Origin of the sequence: Streptomyces sp. WP-1, assembly GCF_030450125.1 — a bacterium.
GTDB lineage: Bacteria > Actinomycetota > Actinomycetes > Streptomycetales > Streptomycetaceae > Streptomyces > Streptomyces incarnatus.
In genome coordinates, this window is record NZ_CP123923.1 from 7,220,866 (window position 1) to 7,239,439 (window position 18,574).

21 protein-coding genes, 4 pseudogenes and 1 riboswitch are annotated in these 18,574 nt (G+C 73.9%); of the genes and pseudogenes, 14 read left to right on the forward strand and 11 right to left on the reverse strand.

All coding sequences use genetic code 11. From position 1 onward, the window contains the following. Positions 1-110 precede the first annotated feature (110 nt). A pseudogene (locus tag QHG49_RS32085) lies at positions 111-496 on the reverse strand (ATP-binding cassette domain-containing protein); the annotation flags it as partial. Between the two features lie 267 nt (positions 497-763). Beyond that, a complete protein-coding gene (locus QHG49_RS32090; RefSeq protein ID WP_370530536.1) occupies positions 764-2,908 on the reverse strand; it encodes a SpoIIE family protein phosphatase in 2,145 nt (714 codons plus the stop codon). Positions 2,909-3,094: 186 nt separating this feature from the next. Between QHG49_RS32090 and QHG49_RS32095 the strand changes: the two genes are divergently transcribed. From QHG49_RS32095 to QHG49_RS32105, 3 genes are all read left to right on the forward strand, one after another. Next, entirely contained in the window at positions 3,095-3,382 is a 288-nt protein-coding gene (locus tag QHG49_RS32095) for a hypothetical protein (RefSeq protein ID WP_145484553.1), read from the forward strand. Positions 3,383-3,448: 66 nt separating this feature from the next. Then, on the forward strand, positions 3,449-3,817 hold the full coding sequence (locus QHG49_RS32100) for a DUF6479 family protein (protein WP_236576588.1): 369 nt from the start codon (positions 3,449-3,451) through the stop codon (positions 3,815-3,817). Positions 3,818-3,952: 135 nt separating this feature from the next. Then, entirely contained in the window at positions 3,953-4,138 is a 186-nt protein-coding gene (locus QHG49_RS32105) for a hypothetical protein (RefSeq protein ID WP_145484555.1), read from the forward strand. A 108-nt stretch (positions 4,139-4,246) separates the two neighbouring features. Here the strand turns inward: QHG49_RS32105 and QHG49_RS32110 are convergent, their stop codons facing one another. Next, a complete protein-coding gene (locus QHG49_RS32110) occupies positions 4,247-4,831 on the reverse strand; it encodes an isochorismatase family protein (RefSeq protein WP_145484557.1) in 585 nt (194 codons plus the stop codon). A 124-nt stretch (positions 4,832-4,955) separates the two neighbouring features. After that, the gene (locus QHG49_RS32115; RefSeq protein ID WP_145484558.1) at positions 4,956-5,393 is read right to left on the reverse strand and encodes a MarR family winged helix-turn-helix transcriptional regulator; all 438 of its coding nucleotides are present in this window, start codon (positions 5,391-5,393) and stop codon (positions 4,956-4,958) included. Positions 5,394-5,538: 145 nt separating this feature from the next. Here QHG49_RS32115 and QHG49_RS32120 point away from each other — a divergent pair. From QHG49_RS32120 to QHG49_RS32135, 4 genes and pseudogenes are all read left to right on the forward strand, one after another. After that, positions 5,539-6,658, forward strand: a pseudogene (locus QHG49_RS32120) (FAD-binding oxidoreductase); the annotation flags it as partial. Positions 6,659-6,702: 44 nt separating this feature from the next. Further along, positions 6,703-7,710, forward strand: a complete 1,008-nt coding sequence (locus tag QHG49_RS32125) for an SDR family oxidoreductase (protein ID WP_301492309.1) — start codon at positions 6,703-6,705, stop codon at positions 7,708-7,710. A 106-nt stretch (positions 7,711-7,816) separates the two neighbouring features. Next, positions 7,817-8,317, forward strand: a complete 501-nt coding sequence (locus tag QHG49_RS32130; RefSeq protein WP_145484562.1) for a metallophosphoesterase — start codon at positions 7,817-7,819, stop codon at positions 8,315-8,317. A 22-nt stretch (positions 8,318-8,339) separates the two neighbouring features. After that, entirely contained in the window at positions 8,340-8,930 is a 591-nt protein-coding gene (locus QHG49_RS32135; protein WP_301492310.1) for a GNAT family N-acetyltransferase, read from the forward strand. Positions 8,931-9,178: 248 nt separating this feature from the next. On the opposite strand, the pseudogene QHG49_RS32140 reads toward QHG49_RS32135, so the two are convergent. Both QHG49_RS32140 and QHG49_RS32145 read right to left on the reverse strand, forming a co-directional pair. Then, positions 9,179-9,471 (reverse strand): annotated as a pseudogene (locus QHG49_RS32140) (xanthine dehydrogenase family protein molybdopterin-binding subunit); the annotation flags it as partial. Next, entirely contained in the window at positions 9,468-9,998 is a 531-nt protein-coding gene (locus tag QHG49_RS32145; protein WP_301492311.1) for a (2Fe-2S)-binding protein, read from the reverse strand. The pseudogene QHG49_RS32140 and the gene QHG49_RS32145, both read right to left, overlap by 4 nt. 258 nt (positions 9,999-10,256) lie before the next feature. On the opposite strand from QHG49_RS32145, the pseudogene QHG49_RS32150 reads away from it, so the two are divergent. Beyond that, a pseudogene (locus tag QHG49_RS32150) lies at positions 10,257-10,437 on the forward strand (hypothetical protein); the annotation flags it as partial. 166 nt (positions 10,438-10,603) lie between these two features. Continuing rightward, complete coding sequence (locus QHG49_RS32155) at positions 10,604-11,629, forward strand: alcohol dehydrogenase catalytic domain-containing protein (protein WP_301492313.1); 1,026 nt, start codon at positions 10,604-10,606, stop codon at positions 11,627-11,629. Positions 11,630-11,758: 129 nt separating this feature from the next. Here QHG49_RS32155 and QHG49_RS32160 read toward each other — a convergent pair whose 3' ends face one another. The 3 genes from QHG49_RS32160 to QHG49_RS32170 all read right to left on the reverse strand — a co-directional run bounded on the left by QHG49_RS32160 (position 11,759) and on the right by QHG49_RS32170 (position 13,473). After that, positions 11,759-12,619 carry a bifunctional 5,10-methylenetetrahydrofolate dehydrogenase/5,10-methenyltetrahydrofolate cyclohydrolase gene (locus tag QHG49_RS32160; RefSeq protein ID WP_159707306.1) on the reverse strand — a complete coding sequence of 287 codons (861 nt, stop codon included), beginning with the start codon at positions 12,617-12,619 and terminating at the stop codon, positions 11,759-11,761. A 26-nt stretch (positions 12,620-12,645) separates the two neighbouring features. After that, positions 12,646-12,725: riboswitch (ZMP/ZTP riboswitch) on the reverse strand. Positions 12,726-12,868: 143 nt separating this feature from the next. Next, positions 12,869-13,120 (reverse strand): hypothetical protein, encoded by a 252-nt coding sequence (locus tag QHG49_RS32165; RefSeq protein ID WP_159707308.1) that lies wholly within the window; start codon positions 13,118-13,120, stop codon positions 12,869-12,871. Then, on the reverse strand, positions 13,108-13,473 hold the full coding sequence (locus tag QHG49_RS32170) for a nuclear transport factor 2 family protein (RefSeq protein ID WP_145484570.1): 366 nt from the start codon (positions 13,471-13,473) through the stop codon (positions 13,108-13,110). Before QHG49_RS32170 ends, QHG49_RS32165 begins: the two co-directional genes overlap by 13 nt. Positions 13,474-13,644: 171 nt before the next feature. On the opposite strand from QHG49_RS32170, the gene QHG49_RS32175 reads away from it, so the two are divergent. Next, positions 13,645-13,941, forward strand: coding sequence for a hypothetical protein (locus tag QHG49_RS32175; protein ID WP_145484572.1), 297 nt, complete (start codon positions 13,645-13,647; stop codon positions 13,939-13,941). 78 nt (positions 13,942-14,019) lie between these two features. Here the strand turns inward: QHG49_RS32175 and QHG49_RS32180 are convergent, their stop codons facing one another. Then, entirely contained in the window at positions 14,020-14,802 is a 783-nt protein-coding gene (locus QHG49_RS32180) for an acyltransferase domain-containing protein (RefSeq protein WP_301492315.1), read from the reverse strand. A gap of 237 nt (positions 14,803-15,039) precedes the next feature. Between QHG49_RS32180 and QHG49_RS32185 the strand changes: the two genes are divergently transcribed. The 4 genes from QHG49_RS32185 to QHG49_RS32200 all read left to right on the forward strand — a co-directional run bounded on the left by QHG49_RS32185 (position 15,040) and on the right by QHG49_RS32200 (position 18,017). Continuing rightward, the gene (locus QHG49_RS32185; RefSeq protein ID WP_301492317.1) at positions 15,040-16,128 is read left to right on the forward strand and encodes an S-(hydroxymethyl)mycothiol dehydrogenase; all 1,089 of its coding nucleotides are present in this window, start codon (positions 15,040-15,042) and stop codon (positions 16,126-16,128) included. Beyond that, complete coding sequence (locus tag QHG49_RS32190; protein WP_145484577.1) at positions 16,128-16,757, forward strand: MBL fold metallo-hydrolase; 630 nt, start codon at positions 16,128-16,130, stop codon at positions 16,755-16,757. The genes QHG49_RS32185 and QHG49_RS32190 overlap by 1 nt, the downstream gene beginning before the upstream one ends. Before the next feature lie 28 nt (positions 16,758-16,785). After that, positions 16,786-17,154: a DUF4180 domain-containing protein gene (locus QHG49_RS32195; RefSeq protein WP_145484579.1), complete on the forward strand. Its 369-nt coding sequence runs from the start codon at positions 16,786-16,788 to the stop codon at positions 17,152-17,154. Between the two features lie 68 nt (positions 17,155-17,222). Further along, positions 17,223-18,017, forward strand: coding sequence for an SDR family NAD(P)-dependent oxidoreductase (locus tag QHG49_RS32200; protein ID WP_301492319.1), 795 nt, complete (start codon positions 17,223-17,225; stop codon positions 18,015-18,017). Between the two features lie 88 nt (positions 18,018-18,105). Here QHG49_RS32200 and QHG49_RS34220 read toward each other — a convergent pair whose 3' ends face one another. Beyond that, positions 18,106-18,567 carry a LysR substrate-binding domain-containing protein gene (locus QHG49_RS34220; RefSeq protein WP_370530537.1) on the reverse strand — a complete coding sequence of 154 codons (462 nt, stop codon included), beginning with the start codon at positions 18,565-18,567 and terminating at the stop codon, positions 18,106-18,108. Positions 18,568-18,574 lie beyond the last annotated feature (7 nt).

Consider the following 18,574-nt stretch of genomic DNA (forward strand, 5'->3'; position numbering starts at 1 on the left):
GTTCCTCGATCGAGATTTCCTCGGCCATCGCATTCTCCTTCGTCAGTGCCGGCAGGTCGCCAACCTGAATACCGGCCGAATCGGGTTCCGGCAAGAAGATGTCCAATGGATCAATGTGTTTCGGCCATTTGCCGACGCACCAGTTCGTGCAGCCGCCCCGAGGTGTCCGCGAGCAGGTCGGCCGGGCTGCCCCGCTGGACCACGCGGCCGTCCTCCATGACGACGACCCGGTCCGCGTCCAGGGCCGTGGACAGGCGGTGGGCGATGACCGCACGGGTCGCCTCGTCGAGGAAGAGGATGCGGGGGCGGCGGATCAACGCCTGGGCGATCATCAGCCGTTGGCGCTGCCCGCCGAGACCGAGCCGCCGCCGGAGACGATGGTGTGCAGGCCCATCCGCATGCGCGCGATGTCCTCCGCGAGCCCCGCCGTCTCGGCCGCCGCCATCGCCTCCTCGGGGGTGTACGGCTCGGTGCCGCAGATGATGTCCAGGAGGGAGCAACCGCGCAGGCGCGGGCACGGCTTGTCGGCGACTTTTTCCCATGCGGCACGGCATCGTCGCGGGCGCGGGCCTGCCTCGGGCGGCGGGTCCGGCCCGGAGGCGGCCAGGGGCGGCCGGGGCGCCCGGATGTGCGGAAGCGCCGACCACGGTGCCTTGGTTGAGCATGCAATGTACAGATCCGCTGAAGCGGGGATTCCGGTATGGATCAGGGACGGAGCGTCATGGATCGATCGCTGAACGTGTCGTGCCGGGTGTGAGCGCTCTCAGTCGCCGCGCGCCCGCAGGAGCAGCAGCGCCACATCGTCGCGCCGCGCCCCCGCCGGAACGCTGCGGCGCACCAGTTCGTCCGCGAGGGTCTCCAGCGGCAGGTCGCCCAGCTCCGCGAGCCGGGCGCCCAGTTCCGCCAGGGCGTCCTCGATGTCCACACCGGGGGATTCCACCAGGCCGTCGGTGTAGAGGACGAGGACCGAACCGGGGGCGAGCGCGACCTCGGTCGTCGGGTACGCCGCCGACGCGTCGATGCCGAGCAGCGGACCGCCGGCCAGGTCCAGCACCCGCACCTGCCCGTCGGGCCGCCTCAGCAGCGGCGGCGGATGCCCCGCGCGCGCCATCACCGCGAGCCCGGCCGCCGGGTCCAGGCGCAGATACAGACAGCTGGCGAACAGCTCCGCGCCCAGGTCGATCAGCAGCTGGTTGGTGCTGGCCATCACCTCGTGCGGGCCCTGCCCCACCGCGGTGTACGCCCGCACCCCGGTGCGCAGCTGCCCCATCAGGCCCGCCGCCGTCACGTTGTGCCCCTGCACGTCCCCGATCACCGCCGCCGTCAGGGGCCGGGCCGCGACCAGGTCGTAGAAGTCGCCGCCGATCTCCATGCCATGGGTGGCCGGCAGATACCGGGCCGCCGCCTCCACACCGGGCAGCGACGCCAGCGAGTGCGGCAGCAGCGCCTGTTGCAGCCCGTGCGCCAGCTGGTGCTCGGCGTCGTAGAGCATCGCGCGCTCCAGAGCCTGCGCGATCAGCCCGCCGAGGGCGGTCAGCACGGCCCGTTCGTCGGCGGGGAAGAGCCGGGGCTCGGGGTAGGCCAGCACGCAGGTGCCGACCGGCCGCCCGGAGGCGATCAGCGGCAGGTACGCCCAGGCCTCGAAGCCGTCCGGGCTCTCCTCCCGCTCCGGGTAGAGCCGTCCCATCTGCTCCCGGGACTCGAAGAACGCGGGCACCCCGCTGCTCAGCGCCCGCATGCCCGGCGTCCGTTCGGACAGCGGCAGCCCCTCGAACTGCTCCACCGTGCGCGGATCGTCGTATCCGCGATGCCCCAGCAGATGCAGCCGCCCGTTCTGGGGCGAGGCGATCGCCAGCGCCCGGCAGCCCACCGCGGGCGCCAGTTCCTCCCACACCAGCCGCACCACGTCCCGCACCCCCACCGCCTCGGTCAGCGCGCCCGCCAGGTTCAGTACCTGGGAGATCGTCACCAGCCGGGAAGGACCCGCCTCCACCGGCGCCGGGGCCGGTGCCGCGTCGGCCATCGGGCGTGTCCGGCCGATGCGCACGCTGAGCCCGGTCAGGTTCGGGTACAGCCGGAACGACAGCCAGTCGCCGGGCGGCCGCAGGGCCACGAAGGAGGTCGGCTGCTGGCTGAGCAGCGCGGCCCGGTAGCGGTCCTCGTAGGTCGGGTCGTTCAGCCAGGGCACCGAGAGCCACGGCAGGGTGCCGAGCAGTTCGTCCGGGGACCTGCCGAGCAGGGTGGCGGCGGCCGGGCTGACGTAGCCGATCCGCCCGTGCAGATCCAGCGACGCCAGGCCGTACGGCAGCCGCGCCACCATCCGCGCGGCCTCGACGGAACCCAGGGTGCCCGCCACCTCGGGGCCGGGCGCCGCGAGCAGATCGTGCTCACGGCCCAGCGGGGTGCGTTCCTTCGCGGCCCGGGCGAGCCGCAGCGCCAGCCGCTTGCAGGCCGCGGTCAGCCGGACGCGCTCCTCGGTGGACAGCTCCGGCGGATGGCTCCCGGGCCAGGTCACGAACACCGCGCCGTACACCTCGTGGGCCGTCGCCAGCGGCAGCGCGGCCAGTGCGAACGGGTACGGCAGCACCACCGCGATCCGCGGATAGCGCCCCGCCATCTCCTCCTCGCCGCCCACCCAGATCAGGCGCCGCTTGCGCACCGCGTCCGCGACCGGCACCGACGCGCCGAGCCCCAGCCGCTCCCAGGGCGCCGCGAAGGCCCGGGGCAGGCCCGCGTGGACCGCCATCTCCAGGACGGGCTCGTCGGGCCTGAGCAGGTACACGGCGCCGGAATGGGCGTGCACCTCCTCCATCATCGCGGCCAGGGCGAACGACAGCACCGGCTCGCCGGCCGGTGTCCCGGCGGCCGCCGCCCGCGAGGGCCCTGGCCCGTCGGACACGCCGCCCACCTCCTCCTACGGCCGCGTGTCGCATCCCGGATCAAGACTCCCCCGTGGCGGCGCCCGGCGCACGGCGAGCGCGCCCCGGGGGCGGTCCCGCCCTGGGGCGGGGTGCCGTCCGCGCCGGCCGGCGCCGGAGAACTTGATCGCGGGCTGGACAGGCGCGCCGCCGGGACCCCGCCTAGATTCGATGGGGTGGCACACACCTTCGAGGAACTGGTGCAGAAGCAGCGGGCGGCCGACACGGCCCACACCACGGTCGAGGACCTGCGGGAGACGTACGGGCCGCCGGCCGAACGGGGCATGACCGGCGCCCAGTCGGGCACCTACGAGACCGCCCTGCGGGCCTGGCGCGACCTCGCCCGCGATGTGCAGACCGCGGTGAGCGAGTACGCGAAGGAGACGGGCCGCCCGCGCGCCGAGATCGAGGCCGAGGTGGAGCGGGCCGCCGCGGCGCGGGAGAAGGAACCCCCGACCGGTTGACGGGCGGCCGGGGGAAAGGCCCATGTGAGCCGGTATTCGTCGCCGAACGCCGGGTACCCGCCGTTCATGAACACTGCCATGTACGAAGCGGCCACCAGCAGGCAGGTCTTCGGCTACGTCCTCATCCTGGTCGCCGGCATCGTCCTGGTCGGCGGGCTGATCTGGGCGTTCCGGCTGGGATTCAAGGTGCGTCAGCGCGAGCCCGCCCCGCCGCGCCCGGAGGAGCAGCCCAAGCTGCCGCCGACGGGCCCGGTCGGCGAGACCAGTGAGATGCGCGAGCCCCGCGAGGTGCCGAGGGCCGCCGACGGGAGCGAGCGGCTCACCCCGCACCAGGTCGACAACATCCGCTCCCAGCGCGCCGACGACCAGCGGCGTCCGCGCTGGTCGCCCGGGTCGAGCGGGTCCTTCGGCGGCGGTGGCGGCGGCCAGACCTGAGCGGCCGCGCCGCGCGGGCCGCGTTTGCGGGGCGCCCCGAGTGGTTACCCGCACCGGACAGTCCAGACCAGGTCCGCGGGGCCGACACCACGCCGGTCCCGCCGGCCGCAGTACGCAGAGGGTGGATGACACGACGTGATCGCGCAGCCGACCGAGCAGCCGGACATACCGCAGGCCGAGACGGGGTGGGCGCAGGCGCACAGCCGGCGGGACCGCCCGGATCTGAGGGTGCGTACCTGTGTGCCCGCCGTCCTGGACCGCACCGGGACCGCGCGGCCGGGAAACGGTCCCGAGGACACCATCGTGCGCGGCGAGGACTGACCGCACGGCACACGCGCGGCCAGGGAGAAGTGCACCGGCCCGGCCCCTCGCACAGGCGAGGGAACCGGGCCGCCGCGCTGTCCGGCCCTCTGCGGCCGGACACGGGCCTCAGCCGTGCGTCTTCGCCAGCAGCTCCAGGATCTCCGCCGTCGTACCGGTCTCGCCCAGGCGCGGGAAGATCTTCTCGACGCTGTGCGCGTGCGTCGCGGCGTCGCGGTCGGCCATCGCGTCGGTGGCCAGGGTGACGTGGTAACCCATGGCGTAGGCGTCACGCGCGGTGGACTCGACGCCGATGCTGGTGGCGATGCCGGTCAGCACGATCTGGGTGACACCGCGGCGGCGCAGCTGCACGTCCAGGTCGGTGCCGAACAGGGCGCTCCAGTTGTGCTTGGTGACCTGGATGTCGCCCGCGTGGCCGGTCAGTTCGTCGACGAGGACGTCCCAGCCCTCCGGGAACGCCGCGCCGCCGCCCTGCTGCTCGGTGCGGCCGGGCATGACGTCGCCGAAGTCGGCGGCGAAGGAGACCCGGACCAGGACGACGGGCAGGTTCCGGGCGCGGAACGCCTCGGCCAGCTCCACCGAGCGGGACAGCACGTCGGCGCCCGAGTGCGGCTGGGTGGGGGATCCCACGATGCCGCGCTGGAGGTCGATCACGACGAGGGCGGTACGGGGGTCGAGCGTGGTGAGCGACATGAGTCGGTCAGGCCTTTCGGGGGTTGTTTCGGGGTTCGTTCAGGGCCGTGCGGGGTCGCGCACGGGCTCGAACGGGCGTGCGGGGGTGCGCACGTTCTTCCGGTGGTCGCGGCCCTTGCGGTGACTACGGCCGCGACAGCCGCTGCATCAGTTCCAGCGCCGTCAGGATCGTCTGCCGTTCCTCGTCGCTGTACCGCTCCTGGAAGGCGCGTGCCAGCCACTCCTCGCGCACCTGCTTGTTGCCCTCGACGCGGGCCCGGCCGGCGTCGGTCAGGGTGACCAGCTGGCGGCGGCCGTCGTCCGGGTCGGGGGCGCGGCGGATCAGATCGTGCTGCTCCAGCCCGGCCAGCGTGGTGGCCATGGACTGCGGGCGCACCCCCTCGGCGGCGGCCAGCGCGCTCGCCGTCGCCGCGCCGTGCTTGCCGACCAGGGTCAGCGCCGACTCCTGGGACGGAGTCAGGTCCGCGTCCTGGGCGACCTCGCGGATACGGCGCCGCAGCCGGCTGAACGCCACCCGCAGCTCGCGCGCCGCCCGGACCGCCGCGTCGGAGATGTCTTCCATGCCGGTCACCCTAAGTCCGCCAGGACAGACTGTCCAGCCGAAACTGTTCAGCTTTGCCTGAAGAACGCTCGGGTACTCGTCGCACGGCCCGAGAGCCCCCGGAAGGCGGCCGGAGAAGACGGCCCGGCGGGAGCGAGGAGCGCGGATGACCCCAGGGGACATGAGCGACACCGGCGGCACGAGCGACCTGGCCGCACTGGCCGCGGCCCTGCGCGCCGAGGTGGACGGCGAGATCCGCTTCGACGCGGGCAGCCGCGGCGCCTACGCCACCGACGGCTCCAACTACCGGCAGGTGCCCCTCGGCGTCGTCGCCCCCCGCACGGTCGAGGACGGCGCCCGCGCGGTCTCGGCGTGCGCGCGCTCCGGCGCCCCCGTCCTGTCCCGGGGCGGCGGCACCAGCCTGGCCGGGCAGTGCGCCAACACCGCCGTGGTGATCGACCGGAGCAAGTACGGCACCGGACTGATCACCGTGGACCCCGAGCGGCGCACCTGCGTGGTGGAACCCGGCATCGTCCTCGACGACCTCGACGCGCAACTCGCCCGATATCAGCTCCGGTTCGGGCCCAAACCGTCCACCCACAGCCACTGCGCGCTCGGCGGCATGATCGGCAACAACTCCTGCGGCGCCTCCGCCCAGGCCTGCGGCAAGACCGTCGACGACGTCCGGCGCCTGGAGATCCTCACCTGCGACGGGCAGCACGCCTGGGTCGGCCCCACCCCGCCCGCCGAACGCGCCCGGATCATCGCCGCCGGCGGCCGGCTCGCCGACCTCTGCACCGGCCTCGACCGCATCGTCACCGACCACCTGGCCGACATCCGCCACGGCTACCCGAAGATCCCGCGCCGCGTCTCCGGCTACAACCCCGACCTGGTGCCCGTCCCGCCGTACCAGTCGCTCCTCGTCCTCGGCTACGACGACATCTGCGCCGCCGCCGACGGCGTCCCCCGCCTCCTGGAGCACTCCTCGCCCACCCAGCTGGAGGCCCTGGACGGGCGCATGGCCCAGCTGATGCGCGAGGAGGGCGCCTACCTCGACCCCCTCGACGTTCTTCCCGAAGGCGACAGTTGGCTGATGGCGCAGTACAGCGGCCACAGCCAGGAGGGACGTCGACGGACAGGCGCACGCCCTGCTGCGCGCCGTCGGCCGCGACGAGAACAGCCCCTCCGTCGCCTTCTCCGACGACCCCGGGCGCGAGCAGAAGATGCTCAGGGCCCGCGAGGCCGGACTCGGCTCACCGACAGTGAAACCCACCGACAGTGAAACCCACCGACAGTGAAACTCACCCACAACGAAAGGGAGTCGAGCGCCATGCCTACGACCGTCGTCATCACCGGTGCGAGCGCCGGGATCGGCCGCGCCACCGCGCGCCGCTACGGCCGGCGCGGAGCCGATGTCGTGCTGGTCGCGCGGGGCGCGAGCGGCCTCGAAGCGGTCGCCGACGAGGTCGCGGCGCTCGGCGGGCGCCCCCTCGTACAGCCCGCCGACATGGCCGACCCGGCACAGGCGGAAGCCGTCGCGGCCGCCGCCGAGCGGGAGTTCGGCCCGATCGACGTCTGGATCAACTGCGCCTTCGCCTCCGTGTTCGCGCCTTTCGACCGCATCACCCCGGACGAGTACAAGCGCGTCACCGACGTGACCTACCTGGGCTTCGTCAACGGCACTCGCGCCGCCCTCGCCCGGATGCTGCCGCGCGACCGGGGCACCATCGTGCAGGTCGGCTCCGCGCTCGGCGAACGCTCGATCCCCCTGCAATCCGCGTACTGCGGCGCCAAACACGCCATCAACGGCTTCACCTCCTCGCTGCGCACCGAACTCCTGCACCGCGGCAGCCGGGTGCGCATCACCGTCGCCCAGATGCCCGCCGTCAACACCCCGCAGTTCGGCTGGGTCCGCAACCGCCTGGACCACCACCCCATGCCGGTCCCGCCGATCTACCAGCCGGAGGTCGCCGCCCGGGGCGTGATGTACGCGGCCGACCACCCGCGCCGCAAGCAGTACTACATCGGGGCCTCCACCGTCGCCACCCTCTGGGCGAACCGGCTCTTCCCCGCCCTCCTCGACCGCTACCTGGCCCGCACCGGCTACGACGCCCAGCAGACGACCGATGTCCCGCCCACCGGCGAGGACAACCTCTTCACCCCGGTCGACCGGGACCCCGGAGGGGACCGGGGCGCCCATGGCGCGTTCGACGACAGCGCGCATGCCCATTCCTGGCAGGAGGCCGTGCTACGGCATCCCGCCACCACGGCCGTCGGCGCGGGAGCGGCCGCCCTGGCCGCCGCCGCGGGTGTACGACGCCTGAGGCGGTCGGCGTAGGGGGCGCGGACGTACCCCACCCCCCAGGCGGGGAACCGCACCCGGCCCGGGGACACGCCGCACGCCCCGGCCACCCGGCCGGACGGCACCCGCCTAGGCTGGAGCCGTGCGACTCCTGCTCATGTCCGACACGCATCTGCCCCGGCGCGCCAAGCGGCTCCCGGAGGAGTTGCTGGACGAACTCCCGCGCGCGGACGTCGTGTTCCACGCCGGGGACTGGGTGGACACCGCCACGCTCGATCTGCTGGAGCAGCGCAGCCGCCGGCTGATCGGGGTGTACGGCAACAACGACGGCCCCGGACTGCGCGCCCGGCTGCCCGAGGTGGCGTACGCCGAACTCGACGGCCTGCGCTTCGGGGCGGTGCACGAGACCGGGTCCGCGCAGGGCCGGGAGGCCCGTTGCGCCGCCCGCTTCCCCGACCTCGACGTGCTGGTGTTCGGGCACAGCCACATCCCCTGGGACAGCACCGCCCCCGGCGGGCTCCGGCTCCTCAACCCCGGGTCGCCGACCGACCGCCGCCGCCAGCCGTACTGCACCTATATGACGGCCGAGACCGAGGGCGGGACCCTCACCGAGGTGACCCTGCGCCGGCTGCCCCGGCGGTAGCACGGCGTGCGATCATCACCGGATGATCACCGGTGCGGGCATACCCGACGTCGTACCCGCGGGCCGCATGGCCGACGGCGCGCAACCCGTTCTCGGCCTCGCGCGGGGCATGGAGCAGCCGCACTGGAGCGCGGACGACGCCGACGCGCTGCTGACCGCCGCGCGGGACCCGGCGATCAGGCGCTGGAACCTGTTCACCGCGGCCGACCACGCCGACGCCCGGCGCCGGATCGAGCGGATGCACGAGCGGTGGCGGGGCGAGACCGGCGCCGTCTGGGCCGTCGCCCGGACCGGTGGCACCGCGATCGGACTGATCGGGCTCAACGACATCGACCTCGCGGGCGGCGCCGCCGAACTCGTCTACTGGCTGCTGCCCGAGGCCCGCGGCACCGGCCTCGCCGTCACCGCGACCCGGCGCCTGGCCCACTGGTCCCTCGACGACCTGGGCCTGCACCGCCTGCGGCTGTGCCACTCCACCGCCAACCCCGCCTCCTGCCGGGTCGCCGAGAAGGCCGGCTTCACCTACGAGGGCACGATGCGCGGCGCCCTGCTGCACGCCGACGGCTGGCACGACCAGCATCTGCACGCACGGCTGGCGGGCGACCCGGGGTAGCGGGGGACGGGATCAGGGGACCGGCAATCGACGCTCGGCCCCGCGCCCGACACCGCGCCGTTCCGCGCCCCGCGCACCACCGCCGCGAGCCGTTCCAGCGCGGCGATGTCGCGGTGCCGCAGCAGCTCCGTGGAGCTGGCGAGCGTCGCCGTGGGCGGGCCCAGTGGATCGCGTTCGCCGGGGCCACGGCTGCCGCTTGCCGCGTCCCGCGCGCGCAGCCTCGGCCGGGGTGGGGGAGGGGTGCGGGCCGCCGCCAGGGGAGGGACCGGCCACGCGCAGGGCAGCGAGCCGAGCCCCTCGGCGAGGTCCGCGCCGCTGAACGCGGCGAGGACACCGGGGCGTTCGAGCGCGGGGCGACATCGACGCGGGTGGGGCGGGCGTGCGCCATCGGGCTGCGCAGGACGGCCAGGTGCGGCAGCCCGGCGACCTGGATGTTGTCGGTCCAGGTGGTCTGGCCGGTGATCAGCCGGGCGTCCTCCTTGCGCAGCCGGGACCGGCCGACCTCCCGCCCGACCTCGTCCGCCACGCTCTGCCCGGTCATGCCCGCACCTCCTCGGTAACCTGCGCCCCGGAGGCGTCCGCCGCAGGGTCGCCGGGCCCGGGGCCGTCCTGCCGCCCGGCGGCGGCGAGCACCGCGTGGACGATGCTCTGGTAGCCGGTGCAGCGGCAGAGGTTGCCCTCCAGGGCGCCGCGCACCTCCTCGGAGGTGGGGTGCGGGTTCTCCCGCAGGAGATCGCGCGCCGCCATGATCATGCCGGGGGTGCAGCAGCCGCACTGGAGGGCGTGCCGCTCGTGGAACGCGCGCTGGAGCGGCGTCCACGCGCCGTACTCCGGCAGGCCCTGCACGGTCGTCACCGCGCATCCGTCCGCCTGGACGGCCGGCACCGAGCAGCTCTTGGCGGTCGCGCCGTCCAGGTCGACCGTGCACGCCCCGCAGGTGGAGGTGTCGCAGCCGATCGGGGTGCCGGTCAGACCGAGGCGGTCCCGCAGGTAGTGGGCGAGGAGCAGCCGCGGCTCCACGTCGTCCTCGTAGACCGTGCCGTCCACGGTCACCTCGATGTGCGTCATGCACCCTCCGGACCGTGCGGGCAGGAGTCGAGATCAGCCGGTCCGGCGTGGTGTACGTCACTCTATGACCGGGGTGGGGGGCCCGGCGATCGCTCAGCCCTCTGACCTGTTGAGCATTGATCCAATGCTGAGGAGGGAGACTTTCGCGCACTGAACGTGACCGACCGATACCGAACGGCTGCCGCATTCCGCCGGGGTGATCAGGTGCTCGGCAGCGCCGACGGCACCCCGGGGAACGCACCGGCCGACACCCTGCGCGCCGCCCGCATCCATGAGCTGGAGCAACGGCTGCCGGGGCTGACCCGGGGCGAGGGCGAGAACTGGAGACCGCCTCCGACCACTACACACCCCTCACCCACGGCCCGGTCCCCGAGCGCCGCGCCGACCACAACCCGCTGAACAGGAGGAATACCTGCTGAACGAGATCCGCGGGGCGGGGGACCGAGCGGCCGGGCCCGGCGGCAGCCGTTCGGCGCGCGCGATCGCGCCGGAACTGGTCTGCTGGTCAGGGGCGGCCCGTCGTACCGGCCCGTCCGGGAGAGCGGCGGCCGGCACCCCGGTCGGCTGCCCCGCCCACGCTCGTACCCCCTTCCCCGGAGAGATCCATGAGCAGCTATCGAGTCGCCCAAGTGACCGCCGCGAACGGGACGTTCGAGGTCGTCGAGCGCGAGGTGCCACGGCCGGGGCCCGGCCACGCGCGGATCGCCGTCGAGGCGTGCGGCGTCTGCCACAGCGACGCGCTGTTCGTCGGCGCGGCGCTGCCCGGCATCACCTTCCCCGAGGTGCCAGGGCACGAGATCGCCGGGCGGATCGCGGAGCTGGGCGAGGGCGTGGGGGAGCGCGGATGGCAGGTCGGCGACCGGGTGGCCGTGGGCTGGTTCGGCGGCAGCTGCGGCCACTGCCGGGCCTGCCGCGAGGGCGACTTCATCGTGTGCGAGAGCCTCAAGGTGCCGGGCTGGACCTACGACGGCGGCTTCGGCGAGCAGATGATCGCACCCGCCGACGCCCTGGCCCGGATCCCCGACGCGCTCTCCGCGAGCGACGCCGGACCGCTGGCCTGCGCGGGCGTGACCACGTTCAACGGGCTGCGGCGCAGCGCGGGCCGCCCCGGCGACCTGGTCGCGGTGCTCGGCCTCGGCGGCCTCGGACACCTGGGTGTGCAGTACGCGGTCGCGATGGGCTTCGAGACGGTCGCGATCGCCCGGGGCCCCCAGAAGGCGGACTTCGCCCGGCAGCTCGGCGCCCACCACTACGTCGACAGCACCGCCGCCACCCCGGTCGCCGAGGCGCTGCAGTCCCTCGGCGGTGCCAAGGTCGTCCTCGCCACCGCCGGCAACTCCGAGGCCATCTCCGCCACGGTGGACGGCCTGACCCACCGCGGCGAACTGGTCGTCATCGGCGCGGACATCGCCCCCCTCGGCATCAACCCCAACCAACTCCTCATGGCCGCCCGCGTGGTCCGGGGCCACCCCTCCGGAACCTCGCGGGAGGTCGAGGACACCATGGCGTTCAGCGTCCTGCACGGCATCCGCCCGATGACGGAGAAGGTCCCGCTGACGGAGGCGGACGCGGCGTACCGGAAGATGCTCGCGGGGAACGCGCGGTTCAGGATGGTCCTGACGGAGGGGTGAGCCGGGGGCCGCGATTCCGGCGCCCCCTCGGCCGACTCCCGCCGCGCGCGACCGAGTCCGACCGGTGCGGCCGGGGACGAGTACGCGGCCGGTACCGCCGGATACGCCCGCCCCGCCCCCTTCCCGCCGTCAGGCCGCCCCCAGCCCCCCTGCCGCGGTCTCCGCCGCCGTCACCGTCTGCTCCAGCAGCGTGGCGATCGTCATCGGGCCGACGCCGCCCGGGACCGGGGTGATCAGGGAGGCCCGTTCGACGGCCGAGTCGAAGTCGACGTCGCCCACGTTCCCGGCGTTGTAACCGGCGTCGACCACCACCGCGCCGGGCTTGATGTCCTGGCCCCGCAGCAGCCGCGGCCGGCCGACCGCGGCGACGACGATGTCCGCCTCGCGGACCGCCGCCGGCAGATCAGCGGTGCGCGAGTGGCAGTACGTCACCGTCGCGTCCCTGGCCAGCAGCAGCATGCCCACCGGCTTGCCGAGGATCGCGCTGCGGCCCACCACCACGGCCCGCTTCCCGGCCGGGTCGACACCGTACTCGTCCAGCAGCCGCAGGATGCCGCCCGGCGTGCAGGACACGAAGCCCGGCAGGCCGAAGCTCATCGTGGCGAAGGAGGCGAAGGTGACCCCGTCGACGTCCTTCTCGGGCGCGATCGCCTCGAACGCGGCCCGCTCGTCGACGTGGTCGCCCACCGGGTGCTGGAGCAGGATCCCGTGCACCGCCGGGTCGGCCGACAACTCCCGCAACGTGCCCACCAGTTCGGCGGTGGACGTGCTCGCGGGCAGCGCCACGTGCCGGGAGGTGATGCCGGCCTTGCGGCAGCGGTTCTGCTTCATCCGGACGTACGTCACGGACGCCGGGTCCTCGCCGACCAGCACGGTCGCGAGACAGGGCACCACACCGGTGCGCGCGGTGAGTTCCGCCGCCCTGCGCGCGGTGTCCTCGACGATGCGACGGGCGAGGGCGGTTCCGTCCATGAGACGGGCCTGGGTCATGCGGCACACTCCTGAGCTGGATCGATGTCTCTCGCCCAGGCGCGCGGCAACCATACGGACCGCTCCCCGGTGGTACTCCACCCAAGCGCCAGTCACGGCCCGGGTACAGCGTAACCGAGGCGCGTACGGGGCCGAGGAGCGGGCGCCACGACCCCCATGGCTCCGCCGCTACGGCACGCATGCCCTCGCCCCAAGTCCCTTGAAACCAGCCCCTATTGACAGCTCACCGCCGGGGGTCGTCGGGGAGCCTCACCGCATCCGTCCACGCCGGACCCGCGGCACCCGCACCACCCGCGACGCGCGCGGCACCGCGACCGGCGGACGCCCGCGCACCGCCCTGAGCACGGACCGCAGCACCGCCCTCGTCACCGGCACACCCGCGACGGAGACCGGCCCGTGCCGTCGGGGCCGCGCCCGGCCCACCACGGCGCGGGCCGAGAAGGTCCAGGTCAGCCGGGAGCTGACCTGGATACGGGCGGACCTCCTGCCTACTCGTCCCATGCCTGGATCAGAATCTGCTCGGCGATCTTGCCGTCCCGCAGCGTGATCATCGACTCGGCGAGGACGCGGGTGCCGTCGCCGTACTGGCAGGACTCGGTGAACGCGGCGTGGTCGCCTTGCACCACGCAGCGGTCCAACTTGTGGATCATGTCGCGGCGGTAGACGTCGTCGAGCATCTCGGCGATCTCGCCGCGGCCGTGCAGGATCCTGGGACGGCTGGGCTGGGTGTCGCGGTCGACGATGCGGATCTCCGCGTCGTCCGCGTACAGGGACAGCAGGGTGTTCCCGGTGTTCCCCTCGATGCCCCGGCGCAGTGTCCCGACGTCGAAGGCGGAGCCTGTCGCGGTGCCCATGGTGACCTCCTTCAGGCGCTCGCGGCCCGGCGCGCGGCGGACCGTACGGGCCCCGTCTTCGAGCGTCCCCCGGCCCGGCGGCCTCGGCAAGCGCACGGGGCGCGCTCCGCCTCACGAGTGAGCGCGGGCCGCCGCCCGTGTCCGGACGGGGCCTCGGGCGTTGCTGAGGGCATGATCTCAACACGCCGTATCGTCGCCGTCCTCGGTCTCGCCGCCGGGGTCACGGGCCTGGCCGCACCCCTCGCCACCGCGGCCGACGCGAGCGCCTCGCACACCGGGCAGATCAACCCGATGACCGTGCTCGACTCGCTCACCACCGGCAACATCCCCGCCGAGCAGCGGGCGCAGATGCCCACGGCCTCCCAGCAGCTCAAGGCCCTGAACCAGGTCAGCCAGCTGAACCAGCTCAGCGAACTCCACCAGGTCACCGACATCGTGGCACCGGTGACCGGCCTGCTGCCGCTGTAGGGACCCGAGCCGACGCCCCGCGCCGAGAGCACGGTGCCTCACACCGAGGCCCCGTGTCCCACATCGAGGCCCGGTGCCTCACGCGGAGGCGCCGCGCAGTGCCGCACCGCCGCCCGCTTTCAGCACCGCCCAGTCCCGGGCCACGGCGTACGCCGAGCCGGGGGCCGGGGCGGTGCCCGGCGGCAGGCTCTCGGCCAGCGCCCGGACCAGGGTGTCCGCCGGGCCCAGCTCCAGCCAGGTCCGCACCCCCTCCCGGTGCAGCAGCCCGGCCACGTCCGCGAGCCGCCGGGTCCCCGGGCCCGGCAGCCAGAACCCCGGCTCGGCGGTCTCCGCGCCGACCGGGCGGGCGGTGACGTCGGAGACGAGGGGGAGCCGCGGCGGGCAGGGGTGCAGCGTGGCGAGGGTACGGCCGTACGCGGTGAGCAGCGCCTGCGGGGCCGCCTCGCCCAGGGCACCGTCCAGCAGCCGGGCCAGCGTGCCGACCGCGTGGCAGCCGTCCGCGAGCGAGAAGACCCCGGCGGCGTACGCGGCGGCCATCCGCCCCGCCCCGTGCCCGAACAGCACATCAGGGCGGGCGCCCCAGCTCCGCAGCAGCCGGTACTGCGCCACCTGGAGCGCGAAGAGCGCCGGCCCGGCGTACGACGCCCGGCCCAGCAGCGCCGCCGTCCGGGTGCCGGGCTCCGCGAACATCACGCTTTTCAAAGGCAGTTCGAGATAGGGGTCCAGACGGGCGCACAGCTCGTCCAGCGTCTTCGCGAACAGCGGGAAAGCCGCCGCGAGTTCACGTTCCGTCCCCGGGCGCGGCGAGGCGCCGGCCGAGAACAGGAATGCGGTACGTCCCTTACGGCCATCAGCGAGCATGCCCCCATGAAGACACGGCCGGGTAAGCACCCGGACCGGTCGGCTCCCCGCACCGCGCAAAGGAATCGCCATCACCGAACGTCGTCATTCGATCCGATTCTTGTGCAATTCATAAGCGATCCCCGGCTCGGGTGCCCCCCGGGGGAAAGATCCACGATCACCGCCGTGGCCCGTCCCGCCCCCCGACGCACGCGCGTAGGGTCTGCACCGTAAGCACTCGATGGAAGGAACCAGAGCATGGCGCAGGAAGTACGCGGCGTGATCGCACCGGGCAAGAACGAGCCCGTACGAGTCGAGACGATCGTGGTGCCGGATCCCGGGCCGGGCGAGGCCGTCGTACGCGTCCAGGCCTGCGGTGTCTGCCACACCGATCTGCACTACAAGCAGGGTGGCATCTCCGACGACTTCCCCTTCCTCCTCGGCCATGAGGCCGCCGGTGTGGTGGAGTCCGTCGGCGACGGCGTCACCGAGGTCGCGCCCGGTGACTTCGTCATCCTCAACTGGCGTGCGGTGTGCGGCACTTGCCGGGCCTGTCTGCGCGGCCGCCCCTGGTACTGCTTCAACACCCACAACGCGAAGCAGAAGATGACTCTCGCCGCCACCGGCCAGGAACTCTCCCCGGCCCTCGGCATCGGCGCGTTCGCCGAGAAGACCCTCGTCGCCGCCGGCCAGTGCACCAAGGTCGATCCCGCCGTCTCCCCGGCGGTCGCGGGCCTCCTCGGCTGCGGTGTGATGGCCGGCATCGGCGCCGCCATCAACACCGGCAACGTCGGCCGGGGCGACTCGGTCGCCGTCATCGGCTGCGGCGGCGTCGGCGACGCGGCCATCGCCGGGGCCGGCCTGGCCGGCGCGGCGAAGATCATCGCCGTGGACATCGACGACCGCAAGCTGGAGAAGGCCCGCGCCCTCGGCGCCACCCACACCGTCAACTCCAAGCAGCAGGACCCCGTCGAGGCCGTCCGCGAGCTGACCGGCGGTTTCGGCGCCGACGTCGTCATCGAGGCGGTCGGCCGCCCGGAGACGTACCAGCAGGCCTTCTACGCCCGCGACCTCGCCGGCACCGTCGTCCTCGTCGGCGTCCCCACCCCGGAGATGAAGCTCGAACTGCCCCTGCTGGACGTCTTCGGCCGCGGCGGCGCCCTCAGGTCCAGCTGGTACGGCGACTGCCTGCCCTCCCGTGACTTCCCGATGCTCATCGACCTGCACCTGCAAGGCAGGCTGCCGCTCGACGCGTTCGTCTCCGAGACCGTCCAACTGGACGAGGTGGAGAAGGCGTTCGACCGGATGCACCAGGGCGACGTGCTGCGCTCGGTGGTGGTCCTCTGATGACCGCACGTATCGAACGGCTCGTCACCTCGGGGCAGTTCACCCTCGACGGCGGCACCTGGGACGTCGACAACAACGTCTGGATCGTCGGCGACGACCACGAGGCGATCGTCATCGACGCCGCCCATGACGCCGACGCCATCGCCCGCGCCGTCGGCGACCGCCGGCTCACCGCCATCGTGTGCACCCACGCCCACAACGACCACATCGACGCGGCGCCCGCCCTGGCCGACCGCACCGGCGCGGTCATCTGGCTGCACCCCGACGACCTGCCGCTGTGGCGGATGACCCACCCCGACCGCGACCCCGACCGGCTCCTCGTGGACGACCAGGTCATCGAGGCCGCCGGCGCCGACCTCACCGTGCTGCACACCCCCGGGCACGCGCCCGGCGCGGTCTGCCTCTACGACCCCGGACTCGGCGCCGTCTTCACCGGCGACACCCTCTTCCAGGGCGGCCCCGGCGCCACCGGCCGCTCCTTCTCCCACTTCCCGACGATCATCGACTCCATCCGCGGCAAGCTGCTCACCCTCCCGCCAGAGACCAAGGTCCTCACCGGCCACGGCGACTCCACCACCATCGGCGCCGAGGCCCCCCACCTGGAGGAATGGATTAACCGCGGGCACTGAACCGCACCGTGCGCATAGGGTCACGATCATGACCACGAACACGCTCGTGACCCTGCACGGCGTCCGCGTCCTGCGCTGCGCCCCCGACGGCCCGCCCCTGGACGGCGAGCGCGCGGCACTGGACCTCATAGGCGACGCCTTCGGGCAGGACGCCCAGCTGGTCGAGGTGCCCGTGGCACGGATCGCACGGGAGTTCTTCCGGCTGCGGTCCGGTGTCGCGGGCGCCGTCGTCCAGAAATTCGTGAACTACCGGGTGCGGCTCGCCGTCGTCGGCGACATCTCGGCCCATGTCGAGGAGAGCGACGCCCTGCGCGACTTCGTGCACGAGTCCGACCAGGGCGACCAGCTGTGGTTCCTGCCGGACACCGACGCCGTCGCCGAGCGGCTCGCCCGGTAGTACGGAGTCGCACGGGAACCCCCGCACAGGACGGTGAAAGACCGCGGGTACGGCCGTACCGTCGCCCCATGAGCGATCACACCCGTTTCGCGGGACACGGAGTTCTCGTCACCGCGGCGGCCCGCGGCATCGGTGCCGCCGTCGCCCGGCGGCTCGCCGAGGAGGGCGGCCGGATCCTGGTCACCGACCGGGACCCGGCCGAGGCCGAGCAGACCGCCGCCGCGCTGCGCCAACAGGGCCTGACCGCCGAGGCGTTCGCCTGCGACGTCGCAGACCGCGCCGCCGTGGAGGCGGCCGTGGCCCGTGCCGTCGACGCCTTCGGCTCCCTGGACGTCCTGGTCAACTGCGCCGCCCACTGCACCCCGGACGCCCCGCGCTTCGAGGACGGCACGGACGAGACCTGGGCCCGCGACCTCGACATCACCCTGACCGGCGTCCACCGCTGCTGCCGCGCCGCCCTGCCCCATCTGGCCGCCTCCGGGCGCGGCGCGATCGTGAGCATCGGTTCCGTCAACGGCCTCCAGGACTTCGGCAACCACGCCTACAGCGCCGCCAAGGCCGGCCTCGGCTCCCTGACCCGCACCCTCGCCGGGCACGCGGCCGCCCGGGGCGTGCGGGTGAACCTCGTGGCACCGGGCACGGTGCGCACCACGGCGTGGGAGGGCCGCGACGACGAACTCGACGCCGTCCGCGCGCTGTACCCGCTGGGCAGGATCGGCGAACCCGAGGACATCGCCGCCGCCGTCGCCTTCCTCGCCTCCCGGGACGCCGCCTGGATCACCGGCACCACACTCGTGGTCGACGGCGGCCTCACCTCGGTGCACACCGGTTTCCACACCGCCCTGCACGAGCGGCACAACTGACCCTCGTATCAGGGCGGTTGCGGTCGCTTTCAGGTCTCCGCGCGCGCCTCCCGCCGCAGCCGGCCCAGCAGCTCCCGCGCCGCCGGACTCAGCGGACCCTGGGCCCGCCGGACGAGGGCCACGCGGCCGCGGGCGCGCGGATCGGCGAGCGGGAGGCGCGCAGGCCGGGCGGGTATCCGGGCCGGGGCGGGGTTCCGGGCCGGGCAGCACGGCGACGCCGAGGCCGCGCGCGGCGAGACGGGCGAGCGCGTCCGGCGTCGCGGCCTCGAACACCACCTCCGGCCGGAACCCCGCCCCGGCGCACAGCCGTTCCAAGCACCGTCCGCATCCCGGTCCCGCGCGGCAGACCGCTCAGCCGGTGTCCCGCCGGGGCGGCCGCCTCGACGGACTCCCCGTCCCGGTGCGCGCCCGTCAGCGGATGCCCCGGTACGGTCGCCACGACCAGCGGCACATCGACGAACACCTCCCGGGCGAGGCCCGCCGGCGAAGCCTGGTCCGCCACCCCGGCCACCGCGAGGTCCAGCGCACCGGCGCGCAGCGCGGACAGCATCCCGTGC